Here is a 22,660-nt window from a genome sequence, read left to right as displayed (position 1 = left end):
TCAGGACCTATTAATTTATTGAACTGAGTGGGATATTGTGATTCACAGGCTTACCGAAGGAGGTGAGGCTGTGAGTGAGGTATTTTTGCTATCTGAGAGCCAGATGGAGCGGATTGCGCCATTTTTCCCTCTGGCACACGGAGTCCCACGCGTGGATGACCGGCGTGTTCTGAGCGGGATCGTTTATGTGATCCGCAACGGTCTTCAGTGGAAAGACACCCCGAAAGCGTATGGTCCGCACAAGACTTTGTATAATCGCTTCATCCGGTGGAGCCGCCTGGGCGTCTTTGACCGGATCTTCGTCGCCCTGACAGAACAGGCCGGCCGTTCGAAGCGCCTGATGATCGATGCGACACATCTCAAAGCGCACCGGACATCGGCGTCCCTGCTCAAAAAAGGGCTTTTCCCCGCTATATCGGACGGACAAAAGGCGGCCTGAACTCAAAACTCCATGCCGTGTGCGATGGTCTGGGCCGGCCTGTCCGCCTTCATCTGACTGCGGGACAGGTCAGTGACTTCAGAGGCGCAGACGTGCTTCTGGCAGTTCTCCCCGACGAGACAGAAGAAGTCATCGGGGACAGAGGCTATGACAGCAACCGGATCAGGTTATCGCTTGCAGAACGCAATATCAGTGCTTGTATCCCCCCGAAAAAGAACCGGAAATCAAAGCCGCCTTACAACTGGCATCTGTATAAAAAGCGTCATCTGATCGAAAACATGTTCGCAAAGCTGAAAGACTGGCGACGTGTGGCGACCAGATACGACCGCTGCGCTCATACATTCATGTCTGCAATCCACATCGCAGCAAGCTTCATCTTCTATCTTAAGGAATGAGTCCTGAGCCTAGTTCGCTTGGGCCGTGTCATCCCGGATGGTGACCAGTCGCGGCTTTTCATCCGAGGTGCGCTCGGTCCATAGATCCTTGGTGAACCGCTCGGCCGCTTCGCCAATGACGGCGTTGGCGGCATCCAGAATGGGCTTTGTCGAGCGATAGTTCCGGTCCAGCGTCACGACGCGCGCCGGGGGATCGAAAGACGCCGGAAAATCGAGGATGTTGCGCACGGTCGCCGCCCGAAAAGCGTATATGCTCTGGGCGTCGTCGCCCACCACCGTAAGGCCCCGTCCATCCGGTTTCATTCCGAGCAGGATATCCGCCTGCAACCGGTTCGTGTCCTGATATTCGTCGACCAGTACATGATCCCATTTGCTGCCGATATCAGCGGCCAGAACCGGATCGCTGACCATCTGTGCCCAGCACAGCAGCAGATCGTCATAATCCAGCACGCCCTGCTCCTGCTTCGCCGTGACATAGCCTGCAAAGAGCTGCTTCAGCTGCGCTTCCCAGCCCGCGCACCACGGATAGTGCTTCATCAGCACATCGGCGAGCGGTGCGCCCGAGTTCACCACACGGGAATAAATGGCAAGGCACGTGCCCTTGCCGGGAAACCGCTTCTCGGTTTTCGAAAACCCCAGATCATGCCGGATCAGATTCATCAGATCAGCGGAATCTTCCCGGTCATGGATCGAAAAGGCCGGATCCATGCCGATCTGCTGGGCATATTCCCGCAGCAACCGGGCACCGATGGAATGAAACGTCCCCGCCCAGGCCAGCGCATCGGCCAGTGGGCCGGCCTTGTCTCCGAGCACCGTTTTGCAGATCCGCTCCACGCGCCGCGTCATCTCGACACTGGCCCGACGCGAGAAGGTTAGCAGCAAAATGCGGCGCGGATCGGCGCCCGATGCGATCAGATGCGCGACCCGATGGGCCAGCGTGTTGGTCTTGCCCGATCCGGCACCGGCGATGACCAGCAGCGGGGATGAATCCGCGATGCCTGCCGAGACTCCGGTCCCGTGCGTGACGGCCTGTCGCTGCGCGTCATTCAGACGGGACAGATAATCGTCGCCGTTCGGGATGGGAGAAGTCTCTGAATTCAATTCCTTAAGGTACCTTCACCAATAATTCCGGGTGGTTATGTGCCCTGCATCATGCCTGAGGCGGTGCGAATTTGCATTGACTTCCATCGCTGCATCAGAACGAATCACGAACATATAATCATGAAATGCACCTGCACAAGGGACATCGAGCCGTGAAATGACTGCTGAAACCCATAAAAAACCTGGTCTGGAGACGCTTCGGGCCGCGATCAGCCGTCTCGAAGGGCATAGCGACCGACGCAGAAAGGTAATGCCCTTTGGCGTGCGCGAGATCGATGCGCGTCTGCCCGGTGGCGGGCTGGCTCTGGGCGCTCTGCACGAGGTGGCGGGCGGCGGGAATGACGCCCTGCACAGTGCGGCGGCCGGACAGTTCTGCGCCGGCATTGCCGCGCGCACGCGTGGCAAGGTGCTGTGGATCGTCACCCGCCAGGATGTGTTCGCCCCTTCCCTGAAACAGGTGGGTCTTTCCGCCCGGCGGACGATCTATGTCGAAGCACGCTCGGACGTCGATGTGCTTGCCTGTTTCGAGGAAGGACTGCGGCATGGAGGCCTCGGGGCCGTTGTCGCCGAGGTGGCGCGTCTGTCCATGACCGCCTCACGTCGCCTGCAACTGGCGGCCGAGACATCCGGCTCCCTCGGCATCGCGATCAGGCGCTGGCGGCGACAGACGGATGCGGCGGATTTCGGTCAGCCAACGGCTTCTGTCACCCGCTGGCGAGTTTCGGTTCTGCCGTCCGTGCCGCTGCCGGTTCCCGGTGTGGGAAGACCGCGCTGGCTGCTGGAACTGATCCGCGCCCGCGCAGGCGAATGTGCCGATTTTGAAGTGGAGGCCTGTGATGGCAAGGGTCGTCTCTCTTTACCTGCCGCTCTGGCCGACGGATCGGATCAGGAAACGGCTGGGCAAAGACGCGCCAGCGCCTGAGGTGCCGCTCGCACTGGCCGGTCGTGAAGGGCGACGACGGGTCGTGCTGTCGGTCGATCTCGCCGCCCGCAAGCTGGGGCTGCGTCCCGGGATTCCGGTGGCCAAGGCTCAGGCGCTGTATCCCGATCTGGTGCTGATGGACGCCGATCCCGAACGCGACCGGCTGGGGCTGGAAAAACTCGCCCTGTGGTTCCAGCACAGGGTTGCTCCCATCGTGGCGGTCGACGCCCCGGACGGGCTGGTTCTGGACACGACCGGGGCGGATCATCTGCATGGCGGTGAACTTCCCATGCTCAAGGACATGGTTCATCGCATGGCGGGCGCCGGCTTTCGGGCAAAGGCTGTGGTGGCGGACACATGGGGTGCCGCGCACGCCATAGCCCGCTATGGCCGGGCGCCGATTGCCGTTGTGCCCTCAGGCGAGACCGCTTCCGCGCTGGCCGATCTTCCTCTTGAAGCGCTGCGCCTGCCGGACACGATCATCGATGGACTGGCTACGCTAGGCGTGTCGCGCATCGGCCCCCTGGCCGCCATGCCCTGCGCACCGCTGGCCCTACGGTTCGGACCCGATATCGCCCGCAGGCTGGATCAGGCGTTCGGGCGCATTGGTGAAGCCATCGTGCCAGTCCGCCCTGTCGATCCGGTCGAGGCCAGCCGGAATTTCGCTGAACCTATCGGCGCGGCGGAGACCATTGCCCGTTATATCGGTAAGCTGGTGCTGCTGCTCTGTCAGGGGCTGGACGAACGCGGCCAAGGCGTGCGCCGTCTCGACCTGCTGCTGCATCGCGTCGACAGCCGGACCGAAGCGATCCGGGTGGCCACGGCCATGCCGGTGCGGGACGTCAAACGCCTGACCCGGCTGCTGTGCGAGAAGATCGAGACCATCGATCCGGGGTTCGGCATTGAGCGCATGGTGCTGATTGCCTCTCTGGCTGAACCCATGGACCGGCGGCAGACCGTCTCTTCCCTGATCGCCGAGGAAGAGGCCGATGTGTCCGACCTGATCGACACACTGGCCAACCGTGTCGGCACGCAGGCGCTCTATCGCTTTGCACCGGTGGAAAGCGACCTGCCCGAACGCTCCTTCTGCCGTGTGCCTGCGCTGGCGCCCGATGAGACGAAGGATTGGCCCGAGCACTGGCCGCGTCCAACACGCCTGCTGGCACGGCCGAGCCGGTGCAGGCGATGGCAGAACTGCCGGACCAGCCGCCCCTGTTCTTCATCTGGCGGGACGTTCGGCGGAAGGTGAAATGCGCCGACGGGCCGGAGCGGGTATTCGGCGAATGGTGGAAGAATGACGCGGAACTGACCATCGCCCGGGATTACTTCCGGGTGGAGGACACGAGCGGCGAGCGGTTCTGGCTCTACCGGGCCGGTGACGGCGAGCATGGTGAGACCGGCTCGCAGGGCTGGTTCCTGCATGGGATCTTCGGATGAACACCTCGGCACCACGCTACGCCGAACTGCAGGTGACGACCTATTTCTCGTTCCTGCGCGGAGCCTCCTCCCCCATTGAACTGTTCGTGCAGGCCAGGGCGCTTGGCCTCGAGGCGCTCGGCATCTGCGACCGCAATTCGCTGGCGGGCATGGTGCAGGCCCATGTTGCGGCGAAGCAGGTCGGACTCCGCCTTGTTGTGGGATGCCGTCTCGATCTGGCGGATTTTCCGCCCGTGCTGGTCTACCCGACGGACCGGGCCGCCTATGGCCGATTGTGCCGTCTGCTCACCGTTGGCAAGGCACGAGCCGGAAAAGGGAAATGTCATCTGCTCTGGGAAGACTTGATCGCCTGGGGCGGGGGCCTGATCGTCGTCATGATCCCGGACACGGCAGATGATGCCTGCGCCTTGCACCTACGCAAACTGAAAGACGCCTTTGCTGACCGCGCCTACATGGCGCTCACCCTGCTGCGCCGCCCCAATGACCAGATGCGTCTCTACGAACTGGCCAATTTTGCCCATCAGGCGCGTGTGCCGACGGTCGTGACCAATGACGTGCTGTTCCATACCCATGGCCGGCGCATTCTGCAGGACGTCGTCACCTGCATCCGCCACAACACCACGATCGATGAGGCGGGGTTTGTCCGCGAACGTCATGCCGATCGCTATCTCAAGCCGCCGCAGGAGATGGCCCGACTGTTCGTGCGCTATCCCGAAGCGGTGGCCCGCACCATGGACATTGTGAAGCGCTGCCGGTTCTCACTTGACGATCTGGCCTATCAATATCCCGATGAAGTCTCCGTACCCGGCCAGACACCGCAGCAGGCGCTGGAGGGGCTGACCTGGGAGGCTGCGGCACGCACCTATCCAGAAGGCATTCCGGATGAGGTCTGCCAGAGCCTGAACCACGAACTCAGCCTGATCGGACGGATGCAATATGCGCCGTATTTTCTGACCGTGAACAGCATCGTCCGCTACGCTCGCTCTCAGGGCATTCTCTGTCAGGGTCGTGGATCAGCCGCCAACAGTGCGGTTTGCTACGTGCTTGGCATTACTGCCATCGATCCGGCCCGCAACTCGCTGCTGTTCGAGCGCTTCGTTTCCGAAGAACGGGGCGAGCCACCGGATATCGACGTGGATTTCGAGCATGCCCACCGCGAGCAGGTTATCCAGTGGGTCTATGACCATTATGGCCGTGACCGGGCGGCCCTGACGGCGGTGGTGATCCGCTATCGCGCCAAAGGGGCACTCAGGGACGTCGGCAAGGTCATGGGGTTGCCGGAAGATCTGATCCGAACTCTCTCTGGTCAGATCTGGGGCTGGGGGTGCAAGCTGGACGATGACGCCCTGAATGACAGCGGCATTGATCTGTCCGATCGGCGCATCCGTCTAACCCTTGATCTGGCCCGTTGCCTGATCGGCGTGCCCCGCCATCTGTCACAACATCCCGGTGGTTTTGTCCTGACGCATGACCGGCTAGATGAACTGGTGCCGATCGAACCGGCTTCGATGGATGCCCGCCAGATCATCGAATGGGACAAGGACGATATCGACGTCCTAAAATTCATGAAGGTCGATATCCTGGCCCTGGGCATGCTGACCTGCATGAAGAAGGGGCTGGATCTGCTGGCGGAGCACAAGGGCCAGCACTTCACGCTCCAGACCCTCCCGGCTGAGGATCCACGCACCTACGCCATGATCAGGAAGGCTGATACAATCGGCGTGTTCCAGATCGAGAGCCGCGCGCAGATGTCCATGCTGCCGCGTCTCAAACCGCGTGTGTTCTACGATCTGGTCATTGAGGTCGCGATCGTCCGCCCCGGCCCCATACAAGGGGATATGGTCCATCCCTATCTCCGCAGGCGCGAAGGGATCGAACCGGAAAACTATCCGACACCTGAACTGGAACGGGTTCTGAAAAAGACCCTTGGCATCCCGTTGTTTCAGGAACAGGCGATGCAGGTCGCCATGATCTGTGCGGGGTTTACCGCAGCCGAAGCCGATCAGTTGCGTCGCGCGATGGCGACTTTCAAGAATACTGGTACCGTCTCGAAGTTTCAGACACGCCTGATCGATGGCATGCGCGCCAATGGGTATGATGAGGCATTCGCCGAGCGGATCTACCAGCAATTGGAAGGCTTCAGTTCTTACGGATTTCCCGAGAGCCACGCGGCCAGTTTCGCCATTCTGGCCTATTCGTCGTCGTGGATGAAATGCACCCATCCGGATGTGTTTCTGGCGTCACTTCTGAATTCCCAGCCGATGGGGTTCTATGCACCCGCGCAACTGGTCCGTGACGCGCGGGAACACGGCGTGGAGGTCCGGCCTGTCTGTATAAATGCCTCACGCTGGGACAGCAGGCTGGAAGGACCGGAAACTCCGGATGGTCGCTTCGCCGTGCGGCTGGGGATGAGCCTGGTGAAGGGACTGGCCAACGACGATGCGGCCCGGATTGTTGCAGCGCGGGCCAGTCGGCCTTTTGTATCAGTGGACGATCTGTGGCGTCGGGCCGGTGTGAAGGCGGCAGCCCTGACCCATCTGGCCGAGGCTGACGCGTTCCGGCCCTCGCTCGGGCTGGCACGGCGCGAGGCGCTGTGGGCGATCAAGGCGTTACGGGACGAACCGCTGCCGCTGTTCGCGGCAGCGCAGGTGACACGGGAAGCGGAGGAACCGGACGTGCTGCTCCAGCCGATGCGGGATGGCGCCGAGGTGGTCCGGGACTATAGCCGGCTTGGCCTGACCTTGCGGGATCATCCATTGTCTTTTTTACGCGAGGATTTTCAGACAAGAGGCATCTTCTCCTGTCGGCAGGCGATGGCGGCAAAAGACGGAAAGCGCCTGACTGTCGCAGGGCTGGTGCTGGTCCGGCAGCGGCCGGGCTCCGCCGAAGGCGTGGTGTTCATGACGCTGGAGGACGAGACGGCCAACATGAATGTCATCATCTGGCCGGATATGTTCGACGCGAACCGACGTGCGGTGCTTAGCGGACAGATGCTGGCGGTGACAGGCATGCTCCAGAAGGAAGGAGAAGTCGTGCATCTGGTAGCAAAAGAGATCACCGACCTTTCCGGGCTGCTCGCGGACGTCGGTAATCGCACCTCTGCTGAGAGCACCCATGACAGCGATTCCGACAGTGAACGTATCGTCGTCAGATCGCGTAATTTCCACTGATCAATAAGACCGCCGATAAAGCTCACGTCATCGTGAAAATCCTCATCATGAGCCCAAACTACGCTGCGCTTTCACTCCCAGTTGCATCCTATATGCATCCTGCGCTGCATTTCGGGCACAAAAAAAGCCACTCGTCGGGGTGGATTTTTTATTGTCTTTTCAGACACGTATTCATGGTTGCGGGGGCAGGATTTGAACCTGCGGCCTTCAGGTTATGAGCCTTTAGTCCCAATTTACGATCCAATCGCCGGATCTACGCCAGAACCACCAATTTTACGCCGCCACCATCACTTTTTAGAGATGGCTTTTCGTTCGAGCTTGTCGCGCCTACGCTGCTACCCCCCTTGCTTACGCGGCAATACACTTCCCGACTGCATCCTATACACATCCTTATTTTGCCTATGGCTCCTCGGCTTTCTATCTTTCCTTGTCGTTTCATCATGAACTGATGCGCCGAACCATTACTGCAGCCTCGACTTTGTCTCGGATACGCTGAACAATGGATAGTGGTCCGGTTACTGGCGGTAGCTGACTACCGCACGCGCGAATGACTGATGCTGATGGTAAGTCGTTGTAGAGCGAATGCTTCACCCGCGGATCTGGCCGGATCGGAGAACATGACGGCTGCTCTGGCACTGTCAGAAGCCACTAATCTCTGAAATCGAATATGCCTCAGGAATTCCCTACCTCCTCTTTCTGTGTACATGATATGATGACACACAAGGAGGAGACCATGAGCGAGCATCTTTCAGATAACGCATCATCCCCACAGAAAATCGGTGTTCGGGAGTTCCGGGGAAACCTGACAGCGTATCTGCGTCAGGTCAGACAGGGCAGTACGATCCTCGTGACGTCTCATGACCAGGTCGTCGCTGAACTGCATCCGCCGGCTCCTTCCTATCGTCCCCGTCGTCAGCCAGGAGCTCTTCGCGGGAGGATCAGAATGAGCGAAGATTTTGATCAGACACCGCCGGACGTTCTTGAAAGCATGGAACGCAACCTGTGAAGGTTCTGCTCGATACGCATGCGTTGCTCTGGTGGCTTTCGGACTCCGACCGGCTGGGTGAGAATGCACGGGAGATCATTGCAGATCCGGCCCACGATATTCTGGTGAGTATCGTGTCGTTATGGGAGAGTGCGATCAAAATCCGTATCGGAAAACTGGATGCGGATATGAACGACATTCTGGCGGCCATTCCTGCAGAAGGTTTCTCTCTACTACAAATACAGCCCGAACACCTGCAGATCCTGATGTCTTTGCCTCTGCATCATCGTGATCCGTTTGACCATCTCCTGATGGCGCAGGCACAAGCTGAACACGCCACGTTCCTTTCGGAAGACGGGCAAATGGATTACTATCCCATCAAGCGAATGCGCTGTTCATGAACACGGAAACTGTCGTCAGAATTCGTCCCATGCCACCAAATGTGAGCAAGTCAGATTAGAGATTATCAATGCCACTTAGCCTTTCTCAACTTGAGCGATACCTATTCAGTGCAGCAGATATTCTTCGAGGCAAAATGGATGCCTCCGAATTTAAAGAATATATCTTCGGAATGCTTTTCCTGAAGCGTTGTTCCGACGTTTTTGAAGAAGCACGTCTTAACGTAATTGAAAAATGCATTGCAGCAGGCGCATCGCGTAAGCAAGCCGAAAAAGAAGCCGAGAATAAGGTCTGGTATGGCCGCAGTGGTAATTTCTGGGTACCTGAGCATTCCCGCTTTCAATATCTGATGGACGAAGCCCATGAGAACATTGGCAACATGCTCAACAAGGCACTCACTGGCATAGAAGCGGAGAACATTGCCCTTGAAGGGGTGCTCGATCACATCGACTTCACAAGAAAGGTCGGTCAAAGCAAAATCAGTGATCAGAAGCTTCGTCAGCTAATTAACCATTTCGGAGAAATTCGCCTTCGAAATACAGATTTCGAGTTCCCTGATCTTCTGGGTGCTGCCTATGAATATCTGATTGGCGAGTTTGCTGACTCTGCGGGCAAAAAAGGGGGCGAGTTCTACACACCCCGTTCAGTCGTTCGTATGATGGTCCGTTTGCTGAAGCCGACCCTTGAACATGACATCTACGATCCATGCTGCGGTTCGGGCGGTATGCTCATCGCCGCGAAAGATTATATCGACGAGAATGGACAGGATGGACGCAAGGCCAACCTGTTCGGTCAGGAATACTCGGGCACCGTCTGGTCGATCGCCAAGATGAACATGCTGCTTCATGGCATGAGCAGCGTCGACCTGCGTAACGAGGATACCCTCGGAGAGCCGCAGCATGTCGAGAACGGCGAGCTTCGCCGGTTTGACCGGATCCTGACCAACCCACCTTTCTCGATCAACTGGGGCTCAAAAGACAAGGACAGGTCCGGGGAATATACTTGGCAGCCCAAGTTCCGCGAGCGCTTCTTTCATGAGGTTCCGCTGGGCTCCAAGAAAGCCGATCTCATGTTCCTGCAGCACATGCTGCATGTGACGCGTGACGGCGGTATGATCGCGACAGTCATGCCGCACGGTGTCCTTTTTCGCGGCGGCGATGAAGCCAAAATACGACAGAAAATCCTCGAAAACGACCAGATAGAAGCCGTTATCGGCCTCGCCCCGCAGCTCTTCTACGGCACGGGCATCCCAGCCTGTATTATCGTTCTGCGCCAGCGCATCCACCAGGGCGCAAACCTCGTTTCGGGCAAGCCTGCGGAGCGTCAGGGCAAGGTGCTTTTCATCAACGCTGACCGTGAATACCTGGAAGGCCGTGCACAGAACCACTTGATGCCCGAGCACATTGAGAAGATCGCCACCACCTTCGAGGAATACCGTGAGATTCCCGGTTTCTCTGCCATCGTCGATCTTGGAACGCTGAAGGAGAACGACTGGAACCTCAACATCCGCCGTTATGCTGATAACGCTCCACCACCTGAGCCGCATGACGTACGTGCCCACCTGATCGGTGGCATTCCAAAGTCCGAAATCGAAGCCAAGGCAGATCTTTTCAAATCCCACGGCCTGAACGCAATGGACCTGCTCACGCCGCGTAACGACCGGTATCTGGACTTCGTCGCATGTATCACAGCCAAAGCTGATATCAAACCGGCTGTCGAGACCAACGCGAGCCTCGTGGCCCGCGAGGCAGAGGTCCTGGGCTACTTCAACAACTGGTGGGCCGACCACACCGACGACATCATCGCCATTGCAGGTGATGCGCACGCAACCTCTCTGATCAGGCTGCATGATGAGCTTCTGTCCAGTTTTTCGACCACACTTGAAAGTCTCGCCATATTGGACCCGTTCACCGTGCGCGGGATCATCGCGCAGTTCTGGGACCAGTCGCGGTTCGACTTCCTCACCCTCATGGCGCGCGGCACCAGAGGGGTCGTGGACGCGTGGCGCACTTCCATCGTAACCGCGCTGGAAGATGCGGGCAACAAGGAGAACCCGCTGGACCACAAGCTGGTCACTTTTCTGATGGGCAGCTTCGTGACCGAGATTGCCAAACTAGAAGCCCGCAAGACCGAGCTAGAGGCGCAGATTAAGGCTGCGACCGCTACGCCGGAAGAAGGCGAGGAAGCAGAAGACGATGCCGAACAGGTGGATGAGGCAAAAATCAAACGCTGGAAGAAAAAGCTGTCCGAAATCAAGAAGACTCTCAAGTATAGGAAGAACCAGTTCACCATAGAGCTGAACAAGGGCGTTGATGACCTAACGGATAAAGCGGCAGCCGAACTGCTGCTGAAAATCCTGCATGACGACGTGCAGAAAATTCTGAATCGCTACATCGCAGCGCAGCGTGGACAGATCGTGGCGGACTTCGACAACTGGTGGGACAAGTATCACGTCACCCTGACCGAGATCGAAGGCGCGCGGGCTCAGGCAACGGAGAAGCTGGATGGGTTCTTGATCGGGTTAGGTTATGTCTAAAAGTCTTTTTCCAACAGGACCTATCGGCAACCTGATCGCGTTTCAGACAGGAGGTGGCACACCTTCGCGTCAGAATCCTGCCTATTGGACCGGCCCTATTCCATGGGCATCCGTCAAAGATTTCGACGAGGACAAAATTGAGCTTCTCGAAACGGATGAACAGATATCCCTGCAGGGTCTTAACAACAGTGCGGCCAATCTTATTCCTGCAAATACGCCTGTTGTCTGCACAAGAATGGCTGTCGGCCGGGTAGCAATTGCACCAATGGACATTGCCATCAACCAAGATTTGAAAGCACTTTTCCCTTCACATTCCACAGATACACGCTACTTGCTTCGACTCGCTGATTACGCGAAAGCGAAAGCGGATGCCGTGTCTGTCGGATCAACAGTGAAGGGCATTAAGGTTGCCGACTACCTAAACATTGAAGTCCCTCTCGCACTGCCGGAACATCAATCCAAAATCGCCGAGATTCTTGACACGTTGGACGCGGCGATACGGGGGACTGAGGCGGTGGTGGCCAAGTTGAAGGCGATGAAGCAGGGGCTACTGCATGACCTGCTGACCCGTGGCATCGACGCAAACGGAGACCTTCGTTTCCCACAGCCCGAGGCTCCCCACCTCTACAAGCAAACCCCACTCGGCTGGCTGCCGAAGGAGTGGGAAGCGTGCCTACTTGATAATGTTGCTCTCCGTGGAAGCGGTCATACACCGAGCAAATCTATTCCATCGTACTGGGACGGCGGTATTAGATGGGTGTCGCTTGCCGACTCTCACCGGTTGGATCAGGTTTACATCCGAGAGACGGACAAAGAAATTAGCGAAGCAGGTCTTGCGAATTCCTCCGCAGTTCGGCATCCGGAAAACACCGTCATTCTCTCCCGTGATGCTGGGATAGGAAAAAGCGCGATCCTTGCTTCTGAAATGGCTGTGAGCCAGCATTTTATGGCGTGGCGATGCGGCACCAAACTCAACCATGTTTTCCTTTATTATCTACTTCAAAGGGAAAAGCCGCGGTTTGAGGCAATTGCGATGGGGAGCACGATCAAGACGATCGGCCTATCATTCTTTAAGAAGTATGTGATTGCCTTACCTCCGAAGAATGAACAGGACCAGATTGGTAAAATTCTGTTGCAAGCGGAAGACGATGTCGTAATTGGCGAACAGGAGGCCCAAAAACTGCGTGCAACAAAATCGGGTCTGATGGACGACCTGCTCACGGGCAGAACATCCGTCACGCCTCTGCTGTAACCGAAGAGTCCACCAATGGGACATGAATACAACGATGTCGAAAAGCCCTTCATCGACCAGTGTGTCGCCATGGGCTGGACGTCGCAGACGGGCAGCAAGGATGACCCCGGCCTGACGGGACGCACCAGCTTCAAGGAGGTCATTTCCGAGGCCACCCTGCGCGAGCGCCTGCGCGCGATCAATTCCGGTCCTGATGGCAGACCCTGGCTTGATGATGCACGCCTCTCGGAAGCCGTCAGTGCCCTTACCCGCCATGGGCAGCGCGGACTGATGGAGGCAAACCAGGCAATCACACAACTGCTCATCAAAGGTCTGACAGTCGAGGGCCTGCCTGGCTGGGACGGCGGACGCGGCCAGACAATCCGTTACATCGCGTGGGACGATGTGGCGGCCAACAGCTTTACCATCGCTAACCAGTTTCGTGTCGATTGCCCACCCGGCCACGACATGGGCAAGGGCTTCATCATCCCCGATGTCGTGATGCTGGTGAATGGCATCCCCGTGGTGGTAGTCGAGGCGAAAAGCCCCGGCATTCCTGAGCCGCTGGCCGAGGCGGTCAAACAGCTCCGCCGCTATCACAATGCCCGCAAGGCTGTTCTGGAGGTCGAAGAAAACGAGGGCGCGCCTGCTCTCTTTGCCTCGATTCAGTTGCTGATTGCCACAAGCTTTGATCAGGCCCGTGTGGGCTGCATTGGTGCGGGGCTGGATTACTACGGCCGGTGGAAGACGGTTGTGGGGCCAGATGGCACTGGCTCTGAAGATGATGTGGCGGCCGCATTGGGAAAGAAGGGCCTTTCCGAGCAGGAACGCCTTGTTGCCGGAATGCTGCGCCCCAGACATCTTCTGGATATCCTGCGGCACTATCTGCTGTTCATGAATGTGGATGGCCAGACCATCAAGACGGTCTGTCGATATCAGCAGTACCGTGCCGTGAACCGTGCCTTGGAGCGACTGCGCAGCGGCAAGACACGGCTGCAGGATGGCGAATATGATCGCCGTGGTGGCATCGTTTGGCACACGCAGGGTTCGGGCAAAAGTCTGACCATGGTGTTCATGATCCGCAAGATGCGAACGGATATGACTTTGCGGAAGTTCAAGGTCATTATGGTCACTGACCGCAAGGACCTACAACGGCAATTGTCCGAGACGGCGGCGCTGTCGGGCGATGTCGTCGAACTGGCGACGAGCAATCACTCTCTGAAGAAGCTGGCGCGGCGGAAGGGGCCTGGTCTGGTATTCGCCACGATCCAGAAATACCGGACGGATGAAGCCGTGGCCGAAGTTACCAAAGGGCCTGCCTTCGAGGTATTGAACGAGGACGAGACGATCGTCGTGGTGGTCGATGAGGCGCATCGGACACAGGCGGGCGATCTCCATGCAAACCTGATGGCCGCTCTGCCGAACTGTGCACGGATCGGGTTTACCGGCACCCCGATCATCATGGGTGAGAAGAAGCGGACAACTCAGATCTTTGGCGAGTTCATCGACAAATATACGATCAAGGAAGCCGAGGCAGATGGTGCGACGGTGCCGGTTCTTTACGAGGGGCGCACTGCCGAAGGAGCGGTCAAGGACGGCGCCACGCTGGACGGCTTGTTCGAGGACATGTTCCGTGGCCATACGGATGAAGAGCTTGAAGCGATCCGGAAGAAATACGCGACCAAGGGAAATATCCTGGAAGCGCCATCCCTGATCGCCGAAAAGGCGCGGGATATGCTTTGGCACTATGTGACCAACCTTCTGCCGAATGGGTACAAGGCACAGGTGGTGGCTTACAGTCGTATGGCCGTGGTGCGTTACCATGCAGCGTTTCTTGAAGCCCGTGATGAACTATTGGCCGAGGCAGCGGCACTTTCGGATTACGACAAGGGCCTGGACGACGAAATGCTCTGCACGAAACCTAAGAAACTGCAGGCGCTGGTTCAGGCGTGGCGATATCGGGAAACCCTGGAAAAGATCAAATTCGCGGCGATCATATCCGGGGGCAACAACGATGATGCGTCCTGGAAACAATGGACTGAAGGGATTGCTCAGGAAAACCGGATTAAGCGTTTCAAGAAGCCATTGTTCCATAAAGACCAGACGAAAACCGACCCGCTGGCCTTTCTGTTCGTCAAATCGATGTTGCTCACGGGGTTTGATGCGCCGATTGAGGGGGTGATGTACCTTGATCGATCCATTCGGGAAGCTGAACTGCTGCAAGCTATAGCACGTGTCAATAGAACAGGTTTTGGCAAAACTTGTGGCATCGTCGTCGATTACTTCGGGGTAGCGCACCATTTGAAGGCCGCTCTCGCTGCATATTCCGACGAAGATATTGATGGTGCCCTGGCCAGCCTCAAGGACCAGATCCCGGTTCTTCGTGATCGCCATATCCGTGTGATGGACATCTTCAGGCGTGCCGGTCTTGATGACCTGTCCGACGATGAAAGCTGTCTCCAGGCACTCTCGACGGAAAAGGCACGAGCTGAGTTCACTGTCAAACTCAAGGATTTCCTGAAATCACTGGAAATCATCCTTCCGCGTCCTGAAGGTCTGCCCTTTGTCCGTGATGCCAAACGGCTTGCTTATATCCAGGCGCGTGCACGTAATCGGTATCGGGATATTCCGGAGGTCGGGTCCGACGTCGGTGCGAAAGTACGCAGGCTGATTGATGATCACGTCATTTCTCTTGGCATCAATCCAAAGATTCCACCGGTCCAGCTCACGGATGCCGAGTTCGACAATCAGGTTGGACAAGCCTCGGGAAACAGAGCGAAAGCGTCGGAGATGGAACATGCCATCCGATCCCACATCCGGAAAAACCTTGAAACTGACCCGGTTCGTTTCAAAAAGATGTCTGAAAGACTGAACGACATTCTCAAGGGTTTTGGTCAGCAATGGGATCGCATCATTGAGCAGCTTCAAGCCATCATTGACGAGCTTCGCGGTGAAGCAAAGACCAAGGATGATGAGACCACCTCAGACATCCCTGAAATCTATCTCCCATTCCTGCGCACTGTAATTGCAGCTTGCCTGTCTGATAACGCCAGTTCTGCCGAACATCTTCATTCCTTGCACGAGATGACCCGCGAAGTCGTAGATCGTATGATCGAGGAGGTTGGCGCAAACCGTTCTCTCTGGAGCAGCTTCAAGATGGCAGATCAGGAAAATCTGCGTTCCGAGATCTTCGAAATCATCTTCAACACGCAGTTCCCGGGCTTTGGTGTCTCGGATGCAGAAGCCTTGGCGGGCCAGTTGATGCAACAGGCAAAGGCCAATGACGACAAGCTGAAAGCTGCCTGATGCCAAAGCTTCCTCTCTCTCTCATCAGAACCGGTGGTAAGCCGATACGGGCAAGTGAACATCGCCTAGAAATTGACGGCCTCTGTTTCGAGGTCTATCGCAGTAATCGACGCAAGACTATCCAGATAACGGTCGAACGGTCTGGAGAGCTCTCAATTGTGGCGCCCTCAAAGGTTTCCTCAGAGCAATTAATCGATTTCGTCGAAGAGAAGTCGCTCTGGATCCATACTAAGATTGAGGAAAAATCACGCTTACAACAACGGGCTCCAAGCAAGTTGTTCGTTGATGGTGAAGGCTTTCTGTATCTAGGTAAAAGCTATCGGCTTCGTCTAGTTCATAATCAGCTTGTTGATTTGACCTTAAAGAATGGTCGTTTTTGCCTGCGAAAGAATTCCGCTCATCGAGGCCGGGAAATATTTGTTGCGTGGTATACCCGCTTCGCACAGCCGTGGTTTGAGAAGCAGGTATTGGAACATGCGAACCGAATGGGCGTGGAGGTAAAGGACGTCAAAGTACAAGACTTGGGCTTCCGGTGGGGATCGTTCAGTGCTGATGGAAGGTTTTCCTTCCATTGGAAGGCGATCCTCTTGCCACCCAGAATCGCACAGTATGTTGTCGTCCATGAGTTGGCGCATGCTCATCACTCTGATCATTCCGCAAGATTTTGGAACAAAGTAGAACAGCATTTACCAGACTGGCAGTGGCGAAAGGCATGGCTCGCGGAGAATGGAATTCAGGTCGAGGGGCTATGATTGATCTGATATCGTCAGAGGGCGTGCCTGGCGCTGTCGTCCATTTCCATTCTCTTATCCAAGAGCTGGCATTCCGCTTGCCACGCATAGCTACTGTTCCCAAAGACGCAGCGGCACGGTCGCAATGCTCATACCGGGAAAACTATGGAGCGAAACGCACGAGGTATAGCTCTTGCGTTCACAGGCAGGCGTCCGCAGATTGGTTCCTGTTTCCCACGTGCCATCCTCCCCCCGTATACCCTTGAACTGTCCCATCAAAGATATTGCTTCTTTGCAGGCAGGAGCTTGCCTTCGATCAGACCGAATAGCTGGGATACTAGCCTGCCTGTCAGGAGAATCATTTCGGTCGATTCGAACACCCTAGGCTCAGGACCCATTGATATGAGTGTCAGGATGTGATTCAGGCTCGTTGAGGAGACTGAAGATGAGTGACCTGTATTGGCTGACGAACGAGCAGATGGAGCGTCTGCGGCCCTTTTTCCCGAAGAGCCATGGCAAACCCCGCGTTGATGACCGTCGTGTGTTGAGTGGGATCATTTTCGTGAACAGAAATGGTCTGCGTTGGCGTGATGCACCCCAGGAATACGGTCCACACAAGACGCTATACAACCGCTGGAAGCGCTGGAGCGCTATGGGGATATTCATCCGCATGATGGAGGGACTGACTACCGGCAAGGCAGAGCCTCAGACGATCATGATTGATGCGACCTATCTCAAGGCACATCGCACAGCTTCGAGCCTGCGGTTAAAAAAGGGGCTTCAGGCCGTCTGATTGGGCGCACCAAAGGCGGGATGAATACGAAGCTGCATGCCGTCACCGACCGGAACGGACGTCCGCTCGACTTCTTCATGACAGCAGGCCAGATCAGTGATTACACCGGGGCCGCTGCCCTTATGGACGGTCTCCCACCAGCCGAATGGATGCTGGCGGATCGGGGCTATGATGCTGACTGGTTCAGGGATGCCTTGGAGGAGAAAGGGATCAAACCCTGCATTCCGGGACGGAAATTCCGAGGGAAACCCATAAAATACGACAAGCGGAAATACAAAAGACGCAACCGTATCGAGATCATGTTCGGGAGGCTCAAGGACTGGAGACGGGTCGCGACACGCTATGACAGATGCCCCACCGTATTCTTCTCGGCGATCTGCCTCGCCGCAACCGTCATATTCTGGCTATGAGTCCTGAGCCTAGGGAGGTTGAGGAACACACTATGATCACACACCGGAAATGCCGGGTCTTGTGATTTGTACTGGTATCAAGACGGCACTGAGGTCCAGCCAGGATAGCGCTCAGAGGTGTTAGGAATCAGAATGCAGTGCAGTTGATTTCCAATGAACCCAATCAGTACGTTATCTCCCTCTTGCGCACGTTGCATCACAGGATTTGTTTGAAAGTAAAGCCGATGCTCAGAACGAATGGGATGGCCTTCCCGAGAGTCATACCAAGTAACTCCTGCTTCATAGGAGTTATCCTCGCCTCGGACAGAAAACACTGCTTTGAATTCTGCTTTGTCAATACCAAACAGGTATTTCAGCGCAGCAACCCCATTGAATTCGTGCTGGTTTGACCGCTCAGGATGAGCCTCTACTGCCACAAGCGTTTTGATACATGCCGGCTTAAGAATAATAGACCCCTTAGACATAATGCTTTCCTTATTAAATACCTATTTGCCTCGCCATAGCCGTGCGTGTCGCACTCTGATCGGAGAACTTCCATGTCGGTGATGCCGCGCCGCCATAGCGTGCGAAGCGCCTTCCCAACGAAAATGGACTCAACGATGCGTTCGTGCAAGGTCGAATGTAAGGAGTGCATGCTGGCGGTTTGCTTAGGCCCGGGACCCATTGATTTTGTCGGGCTAGCGTGATTCAGGCTCTACATGGAAGAATCCTGAAGGATGAGTGATTTATTCTGGCTGACGGACGCGCAGATGGCGCGGCTTGAGCCGTATTTTCCGAAGAGCCACGGCAAGCCCCCGGATGGATGATCGTCGGGTGCTGAGCGGAATTATCTTCGTCAATCGTAATGAGTTTCGTTGGCGGGATGCACCGAAGAGCTCTGGATCGCACAAGACGCTCTACAATCGCTGGAAGCGGTGGGGTGATGGGCACGCGCCCTTGCAGGGATCGATCTAACGCAATCTGAATCTTTTTGTGGAACGCGCCATCTTGCGCCGGGATGTCACACCCGACCGGCAGTGGCTCTACAGCGTAGCGCCGGAACGCAAGGCAGCCCTTGCGATCACCTTTGTGCAGGCCGGCACAGGTCGGAAGATCGCCTGTAACGCACCCGAAGTCGTCACAGTGCTGCGCCGGATTGCGGCCGAGCACGGTCTGGCGGTGCAGGCCGCCGCCATCACGGTCACGTCGTCAGCGGGACATGATCTGGAGGCCCGCTGACAGAAGCCGGATTATTTTTTCGCCTTCCTTTGAAAAAATGCCCGCGTCGATCGTCTTGTAGAGTGAGCCCTCCCGCAGGGACGGGACATCTTCCTTGAAATTCATCGTCTGGTGCTCGTTCGTCGCCCGGTGGCGACGCTGCTGCTGCTCTCCGCCGTGCTGTCGGACCTGATGGCGTTGCCCCTCCTGCCCGATGTCGACCTGCCGGTGATCCCGGTCTCGGCGTCCAATGCCGGCTGGCTCACCCGAGGTCATGGCCCGCACCTTGGCAGCATCCTTGGAACGGCATCTGGGCAATATCGCCGGTGTGATGCAGATGTAGTCCACCTCCACGTGGGGGGAGACGTCCATCTCGCTGGGGTTTGAACTGGGCCGTAATCTCAATGGCGCGGTCTGTGACGTCGAAGCGGCGATCAGGGCCGCGCGGCATGATCTGCCGACGACGCTGGGATCAGACCCCGACTATCACCGCGCCAACCCCAATGCGATGCCGGTGCTGAGTATATTTCATGGATGCACATGTCCTCCTGATTGTCGTACGGTCAAGTTTGGAACATATAAGGAACATGGGTTGCTTTCGGGGACAGATTCTGCCATCAGGGCAGAGATAAACCTCGTGCGACCCTGATCTGAAAGAATGCCCATGCCATCGCGGACCGATTTCAGCCTGCTGCGTGATCGGGCAGGCCTTACTCTGCATCAGGCAGCTGAAGAACTGGGATTGGGGGAGCGGACGGTGTACCGTTATGAGAATACCCCCGGCACGGCGAGCCGGACGGCTCTCAATTTCCTGCGCCGCATTGCCGATGAACGCCTCCGGGCAAAAGAGAAAGACAGGGTCGATTTCCGTTTCATCGATCTGTTTGCCGGGATAGGCGGCCTGCGGATCGGTTTTGAGGAAATCGGTGGTCGATGTGTCTTTACATCCGAATGGGACAGATTCTCACGGCAGACCTATGCCCTGAACTATCCGGACAATCATGAGATCAGTGGTGATATCCGCCCGTTTGCAGAGGATCCCTCCCTGGTTCCGGAACACGATGTTCTGCTGGCAGGTTTTCCCTGTCAGCCGTTTTCGATCGCCGGGGTTTCCAAGAAGAATTCGTTGGGGCGACCCCATGGCTTCCTGTGTGATACGCAGGGAACCCTGTTTTTCGATACAGCCAGAATCATCGCCCATCACCGACCGGCAGCCTTTCTTCTGGAAAATGTCAAAAACCTGGAGCGGCATGATAAGGGGCGCACTTTTGCCACCATCATGCACGTTCTCGAAGAAGAACTTGGTTATCATGTGCAGACGCGCATGATCAGTGCTGCATCGTGGGTACCGCAGAAACGCGAGCGTATTTTTATTGTTGGTTTCAGGGAAAAAACAGATTTTGATCTAAAATCTCTGGTCGTTCCACCTATAGAAAAAGGCCCGAAACTGGGTTCAATCCTTCTGCCACATGCCGAGGTGGAACCAAAATATACCCTTACGGAACATCTGTGGAATTATCTTCAGAACTATAAGGCCAAGCATGCGGCTGCGGGTAACGGCTTCGGCTTCGGACTGTTCGGACCGGATGATGTCGCGCGGACACTTTCCGCCCGTTATTTCAAGGACGGGTCCGAAATCCTGATCCGGCAGGAGGGGAAACGGCCGCGCCGTCTCACACCACTGGAGTGCGCACGTCTTATGGGTTTCGATCGTGGTGACAGGCGTTTCCGTATTGGCGTTTCCGATACGCAGGCCTATCGCCAGTTCGGAAATGCGGTTGTGGTGCCGGTTATCGAGTTCATGGCCAATGCCATGAAGCCGCACATACGCTCGGCCCTGGCACGGGAGTGCCGGGACAGCAGAGCCGGGACTTCAGGCATGAGGCCTGCTCATGATCAGAGCGCGGCTGTTGCCTGATATCGTTTCACCGGAGCAGCGCAGCCGGATGATGTCCGGCATCCGGGGGAAGGACACAAAACCCGAGATGGTGCTGCGGCGGGGGCTGCATGCTCTTGGTTTCCGGTTCAGGCTGCATGACAGGAAACTGCCCGGAACCCCTGATCTTGTTTTCCCAAAATACCATGCTGTCATTCTGGTGCATGGCTGCTTCTGGCATGGGCATGACTGTCATCTTTTTCGCCTTCCCGGCAGCCGGAGCGAATTCTGGCGGACGAAGATTGACCGGAACAGGGCGGTTGATGCGCGTACGCAGCTTGCCCTGCGTGATGCTGGCTGGCGCGTGGGAACCGTATGGGAATGCGCGATGCGGGGGAAAGGACGTCTTTCAATGGAAGACATTCTTGAAGCCTGTTCATCATGGCTGAAATCGGATGCATCCGAACTTGAAATCAGAGGACAGTAACTGATGAGACGAGGACAGCTTTCGGATCAGTTTGAAGGGGTCGTGGCAAAAAAACTGACCGAGGTGGAAACCCGTCCGGACAGGTCCAATCAGCACGAACTGAATGGTTCCACGGCTCTGAGGAAACTTCTAGGTGACGACGACCGCCGGAATATTCCAGCCAGGTTCATATGGCTCGGGGAGGAAGAAGCCGCCATTTCCGTTGAAGGGATGCTGAGCTGGTATGACGCCCGTCGGAAACATCCGGTCCGTACCGAATACCGGCTTTATTACCGCTCCAATGAAGTGACCGAAGTCATGGCTCCGGGAGACGTGTTCTTTCTGGCCATGAAGCAGGACGGAAGCGCCCTTCTGATTGTTGTGCCGGCAGACAGCACCGTCCAGAACCAGCTTCTCTGGCTGTTCGGGCTTGATGACCTGTCGGGAACCAGCTTTTCTTTCCAGGAGATAGAAGGGGCTCACGATCCCGAGCTGGACTTCGCGGCCCGTTACATTCTTGATGAACTGGGCGTCGAACCAGAAGAGCCGGAAGCCCATGTACTTGATACGCTGATTGAGCCGTTCGGTCTCAAATTTCCTACGACCCTTGTTTTTTCCGAACTTGCGCGGTCTTCCCTACCAAATGTTTCAGCCCACGATGATCCAGACGGCGCATTGGTGGAATGGATGGAGCGTGAAGAACAGCTGTTCCGCAGACTGGAGCGCCGTATCGTTGCGGAGAAGATCAATGGAGGCTTCCAGTGCGTCGAGGGGGCGGATGTCGACGGTTTTCTTGCGTTCTCGCTGAGTGTGCAGAACCGGCGTAAGGCCCGCGCAGGGTCCGCACTGGAAAATCATCTTGAAGCGGTATTCCAGGCCAACGGGCTCCGGTATGCACGTGGCGCCGAGACAGAGAACCGTAATAAACCTGATTTTCTGTTCCCCGGAAAAGTGGCTTATGCTGACCCACTTTTTCCGGCTGACAGGCTGACGATGCTGGGCTCGAAATCGACGCTCAAGGACCGATGGCGGCAGGTACTGTCGGAGGCGGTACGCATCAGAAAAAAGCATCTTCTCACACTGGAGCCTGGTATTTCCGAAAACCAGACGGATGAGATGCGGGTAAAGGAGCTACAGCTTGTCCTGCCGCAGAAGCTGCATGCCACCTTCAGGCCATCGCAGCAGGCATGGCTTATGAATGTTGGAGAATTTATCAGTCTTGTCAGACGGCGTCAGGGCACATAGTGATTTCAGGATCACGGAAAT

At 56.7% G+C, this 22,660-nt stretch carries 17 protein-coding genes and 2 pseudogenes; 16 read left to right on the top strand and 3 right to left on the bottom strand.

Annotated elements, in window-relative coordinates:
• Nucleotides 1–70 precede the first annotated feature (70 nt).
• Nucleotides 71–834 (top strand): IS5 family transposase gene (locus tag LDL28_RS00815; RefSeq protein ID WP_233056764.1). Its coding sequence is split into 2 segments (ribosomal slippage): nt 71–404 and nt 404–834, totalling 765 coding nucleotides; the frame shifts between segments, so codons are not numbered across the junction.
• 9 nt (nt 835–843) lie between these two features.
• On the opposite strand, the gene LDL28_RS00810 is transcribed toward LDL28_RS00815, so the two are convergent.
• Complete coding sequence (locus LDL28_RS00810; protein ID WP_233056763.1) at nt 844–1,935, bottom strand: ATP-dependent helicase; 1,092 nt, start codon at nt 1,933–1,935, stop codon at nt 844–846.
• A gap of 157 nt (nt 1,936–2,092) precedes the next feature.
• Between LDL28_RS00810 and LDL28_RS00805 the strand changes: the two genes are divergently transcribed.
• The 10 genes and pseudogenes from LDL28_RS00805 to LDL28_RS00760 all read left to right on the top strand — a co-directional run bounded on the left by LDL28_RS00805 (nt 2,093) and on the right by LDL28_RS00760 (nt 17,855).
• A complete protein-coding gene (locus tag LDL28_RS00805) occupies nt 2,093–2,857 on the top strand; it encodes an ImuA family protein (RefSeq protein ID WP_233056762.1) in 765 nt (254 codons plus the stop codon).
• Between the two features lie 43 nt (nt 2,858–2,900).
• A pseudogene (locus LDL28_RS00800) lies at nt 2,901–4,294 on the top strand (Y-family DNA polymerase).
• Nucleotides 4,291–7,464 carry an error-prone DNA polymerase gene (locus LDL28_RS00795; protein WP_233056761.1) on the top strand — a complete coding sequence of 1,058 codons (3,174 nt, stop codon included), beginning with the start codon at nt 4,291–4,293 and terminating at the stop codon, nt 7,462–7,464. The pseudogene LDL28_RS00800 and the gene LDL28_RS00795 overlap by 4 nt, the downstream one beginning before the upstream one ends.
• Before the next feature lie 667 nt (nt 7,465–8,131).
• Entirely contained in the window at nt 8,132–8,470 is a 339-nt protein-coding gene (locus LDL28_RS00790; protein ID WP_233056760.1) for a type II toxin-antitoxin system Phd/YefM family antitoxin, read from the top strand.
• Nucleotides 8,467–8,850 carry a type II toxin-antitoxin system VapC family toxin gene (locus tag LDL28_RS00785; protein ID WP_233056759.1) on the top strand — a complete coding sequence of 128 codons (384 nt, stop codon included), beginning with the start codon at nt 8,467–8,469 and terminating at the stop codon, nt 8,848–8,850. The genes LDL28_RS00790 and LDL28_RS00785 overlap by 4 nt, the downstream gene beginning before the upstream one ends.
• A gap of 68 nt (nt 8,851–8,918) precedes the next feature.
• Nucleotides 8,919–11,384, top strand: coding sequence for a class I SAM-dependent DNA methyltransferase (locus tag LDL28_RS00780; RefSeq protein ID WP_255662982.1), 2,466 nt, complete (start codon nt 8,919–8,921; stop codon nt 11,382–11,384).
• Nucleotides 11,377–12,636, top strand: coding sequence for a restriction endonuclease subunit S (locus tag LDL28_RS00775; RefSeq protein WP_233056757.1), 1,260 nt, complete (start codon nt 11,377–11,379; stop codon nt 12,634–12,636). Before LDL28_RS00780 ends, LDL28_RS00775 begins: the two co-directional genes overlap by 8 nt.
• Before the next feature lie 15 nt (nt 12,637–12,651).
• On the top strand, nt 12,652–15,921 hold the full coding sequence (locus LDL28_RS00770; RefSeq protein WP_233056756.1) for a type I restriction endonuclease subunit R: 3,270 nt from the start codon (nt 12,652–12,654) through the stop codon (nt 15,919–15,921).
• Entirely contained in the window at nt 15,921–16,673 is a 753-nt protein-coding gene (locus LDL28_RS00765; RefSeq protein ID WP_233056755.1) for a M48 family metallopeptidase, read from the top strand. Before LDL28_RS00770 ends, LDL28_RS00765 begins: the two co-directional genes overlap by 1 nt.
• Before the next feature lie 424 nt (nt 16,674–17,097).
• Nucleotides 17,098–17,855 (top strand): IS5 family transposase gene (locus LDL28_RS00760; protein ID WP_233056747.1). Its coding sequence is split into 2 segments (ribosomal slippage): nt 17,098–17,419 and nt 17,419–17,855, totalling 759 coding nucleotides; the frame shifts between segments, so codons are not numbered across the junction.
• A 77-nt stretch (nt 17,856–17,932) separates the two neighbouring features.
• On the opposite strand, the gene LDL28_RS00755 is transcribed toward LDL28_RS00760, so the two are convergent.
• On the bottom strand, nt 17,933–18,319 hold the full coding sequence (locus tag LDL28_RS00755; RefSeq protein ID WP_233056754.1) for a hypothetical protein: 387 nt from the start codon (nt 18,317–18,319) through the stop codon (nt 17,933–17,935).
• A 252-nt stretch (nt 18,320–18,571) separates the two neighbouring features.
• Between LDL28_RS00755 and LDL28_RS00750 the strand changes: the two are divergent.
• Together LDL28_RS00750 and LDL28_RS00745 are read left to right on the top strand one after the other, a co-directional pair.
• Nucleotides 18,572–18,779, top strand: a pseudogene (locus tag LDL28_RS00750) (transposase); the annotation flags it as partial.
• Between the two features lie 63 nt (nt 18,780–18,842).
• Nucleotides 18,843–19,073 (top strand): hypothetical protein, encoded by a 231-nt coding sequence (locus tag LDL28_RS00745; protein WP_233056753.1) that lies wholly within the window; start codon nt 18,843–18,845, stop codon nt 19,071–19,073.
• Here the strand turns inward: LDL28_RS00745 and LDL28_RS00740 are convergent.
• The gene (locus LDL28_RS00740; protein ID WP_233056752.1) at nt 19,044–19,328 is read right to left on the bottom strand and encodes a hypothetical protein; all 285 of its coding nucleotides are present in this window, start codon (nt 19,326–19,328) and stop codon (nt 19,044–19,046) included. The two genes, LDL28_RS00745 and LDL28_RS00740, sit on opposite strands and share 30 nt — an antisense overlap.
• Nucleotides 19,329–19,716: 388 nt before the next feature.
• Here LDL28_RS00740 and dcm point away from each other — a divergent pair, with 388 nt between their 5' ends.
• From dcm to LDL28_RS00725, 3 genes are read left to right on the top strand one after another with little or no spacing between them, the layout of a single operon-like run.
• Nucleotides 19,717–20,970, top strand: coding sequence for a DNA (cytosine-5-)-methyltransferase (gene dcm / locus LDL28_RS00735; RefSeq protein ID WP_233056751.1), 1,254 nt, complete (start codon nt 19,717–19,719; stop codon nt 20,968–20,970).
• A complete protein-coding gene (locus LDL28_RS00730) occupies nt 20,963–21,415 on the top strand; it encodes a very short patch repair endonuclease (protein WP_233056750.1) in 453 nt (150 codons plus the stop codon). Before dcm ends, LDL28_RS00730 begins: the two co-directional genes overlap by 8 nt.
• A gap of 3 nt (nt 21,416–21,418) precedes the next feature.
• The gene (locus LDL28_RS00725) at nt 21,419–22,639 is read left to right on the top strand and encodes a type II restriction endonuclease (RefSeq protein WP_233056749.1); all 1,221 of its coding nucleotides are present in this window, start codon (nt 21,419–21,421) and stop codon (nt 22,637–22,639) included.
• The last annotated feature ends 21 nt before the right edge of the window (nt 22,640–22,660 follow it).

Source organism: Komagataeibacter sp. FNDCR2 (assembly GCF_021295395.1).
Classification (GTDB): Bacteria; Pseudomonadota; Alphaproteobacteria; order Acetobacterales; family Acetobacteraceae; genus Komagataeibacter.
Note: the sequence above shows the minus strand (reverse complement) of the source record. Positions and strands in the feature narration are given on the sequence as shown.

Coding starts and splice junctions, on each gene's coding strand:
- LDL28_RS00775 (WP_233056757.1), top strand. CDS start 11,377: ATGTCTAAAAGTCTTTTTCCAACAGGACCTATCGGCAACCTGATCGCG.
- LDL28_RS00790 (WP_233056760.1), top strand. CDS start 8,132: ATGCCTCAGGAATTCCCTACCTCCTCTTTCTGTGTACATGATATGATG.
- LDL28_RS00765 (WP_233056755.1), top strand. CDS start 15,921: ATGCCAAAGCTTCCTCTCTCTCTCATCAGAACCGGTGGTAAGCCGATA.
- LDL28_RS00755 (WP_233056754.1), bottom strand. CDS start 18,319: ATGTCTAAGGGGTCTATTATTCTTAAGCCGGCATGTATCAAAACGCTT.
- LDL28_RS00725 (WP_233056749.1), top strand. CDS start 21,419: ATGAGACGAGGACAGCTTTCGGATCAGTTTGAAGGGGTCGTGGCAAAA.
- LDL28_RS00805 (WP_233056762.1), top strand. CDS start 2,093: ATGACTGCTGAAACCCATAAAAAACCTGGTCTGGAGACGCTTCGGGCC.
- LDL28_RS00780 (WP_255662982.1), top strand. CDS start 8,919: ATGCCACTTAGCCTTTCTCAACTTGAGCGATACCTATTCAGTGCAGCA.
- LDL28_RS00795 (WP_233056761.1), top strand. CDS start 4,291: ATGAACACCTCGGCACCACGCTACGCCGAACTGCAGGTGACGACCTAT.
- LDL28_RS00770 (WP_233056756.1), top strand. CDS start 12,652: ATGGGACATGAATACAACGATGTCGAAAAGCCCTTCATCGACCAGTGT.
- LDL28_RS00740 (WP_233056752.1), bottom strand. CDS start 19,328: ATGACCTCGGGTGAGCCAGCCGGCATTGGACGCCGAGACCGGGATCAC.
- dcm (WP_233056751.1), top strand. CDS start 19,717: ATGCCATCGCGGACCGATTTCAGCCTGCTGCGTGATCGGGCAGGCCTT.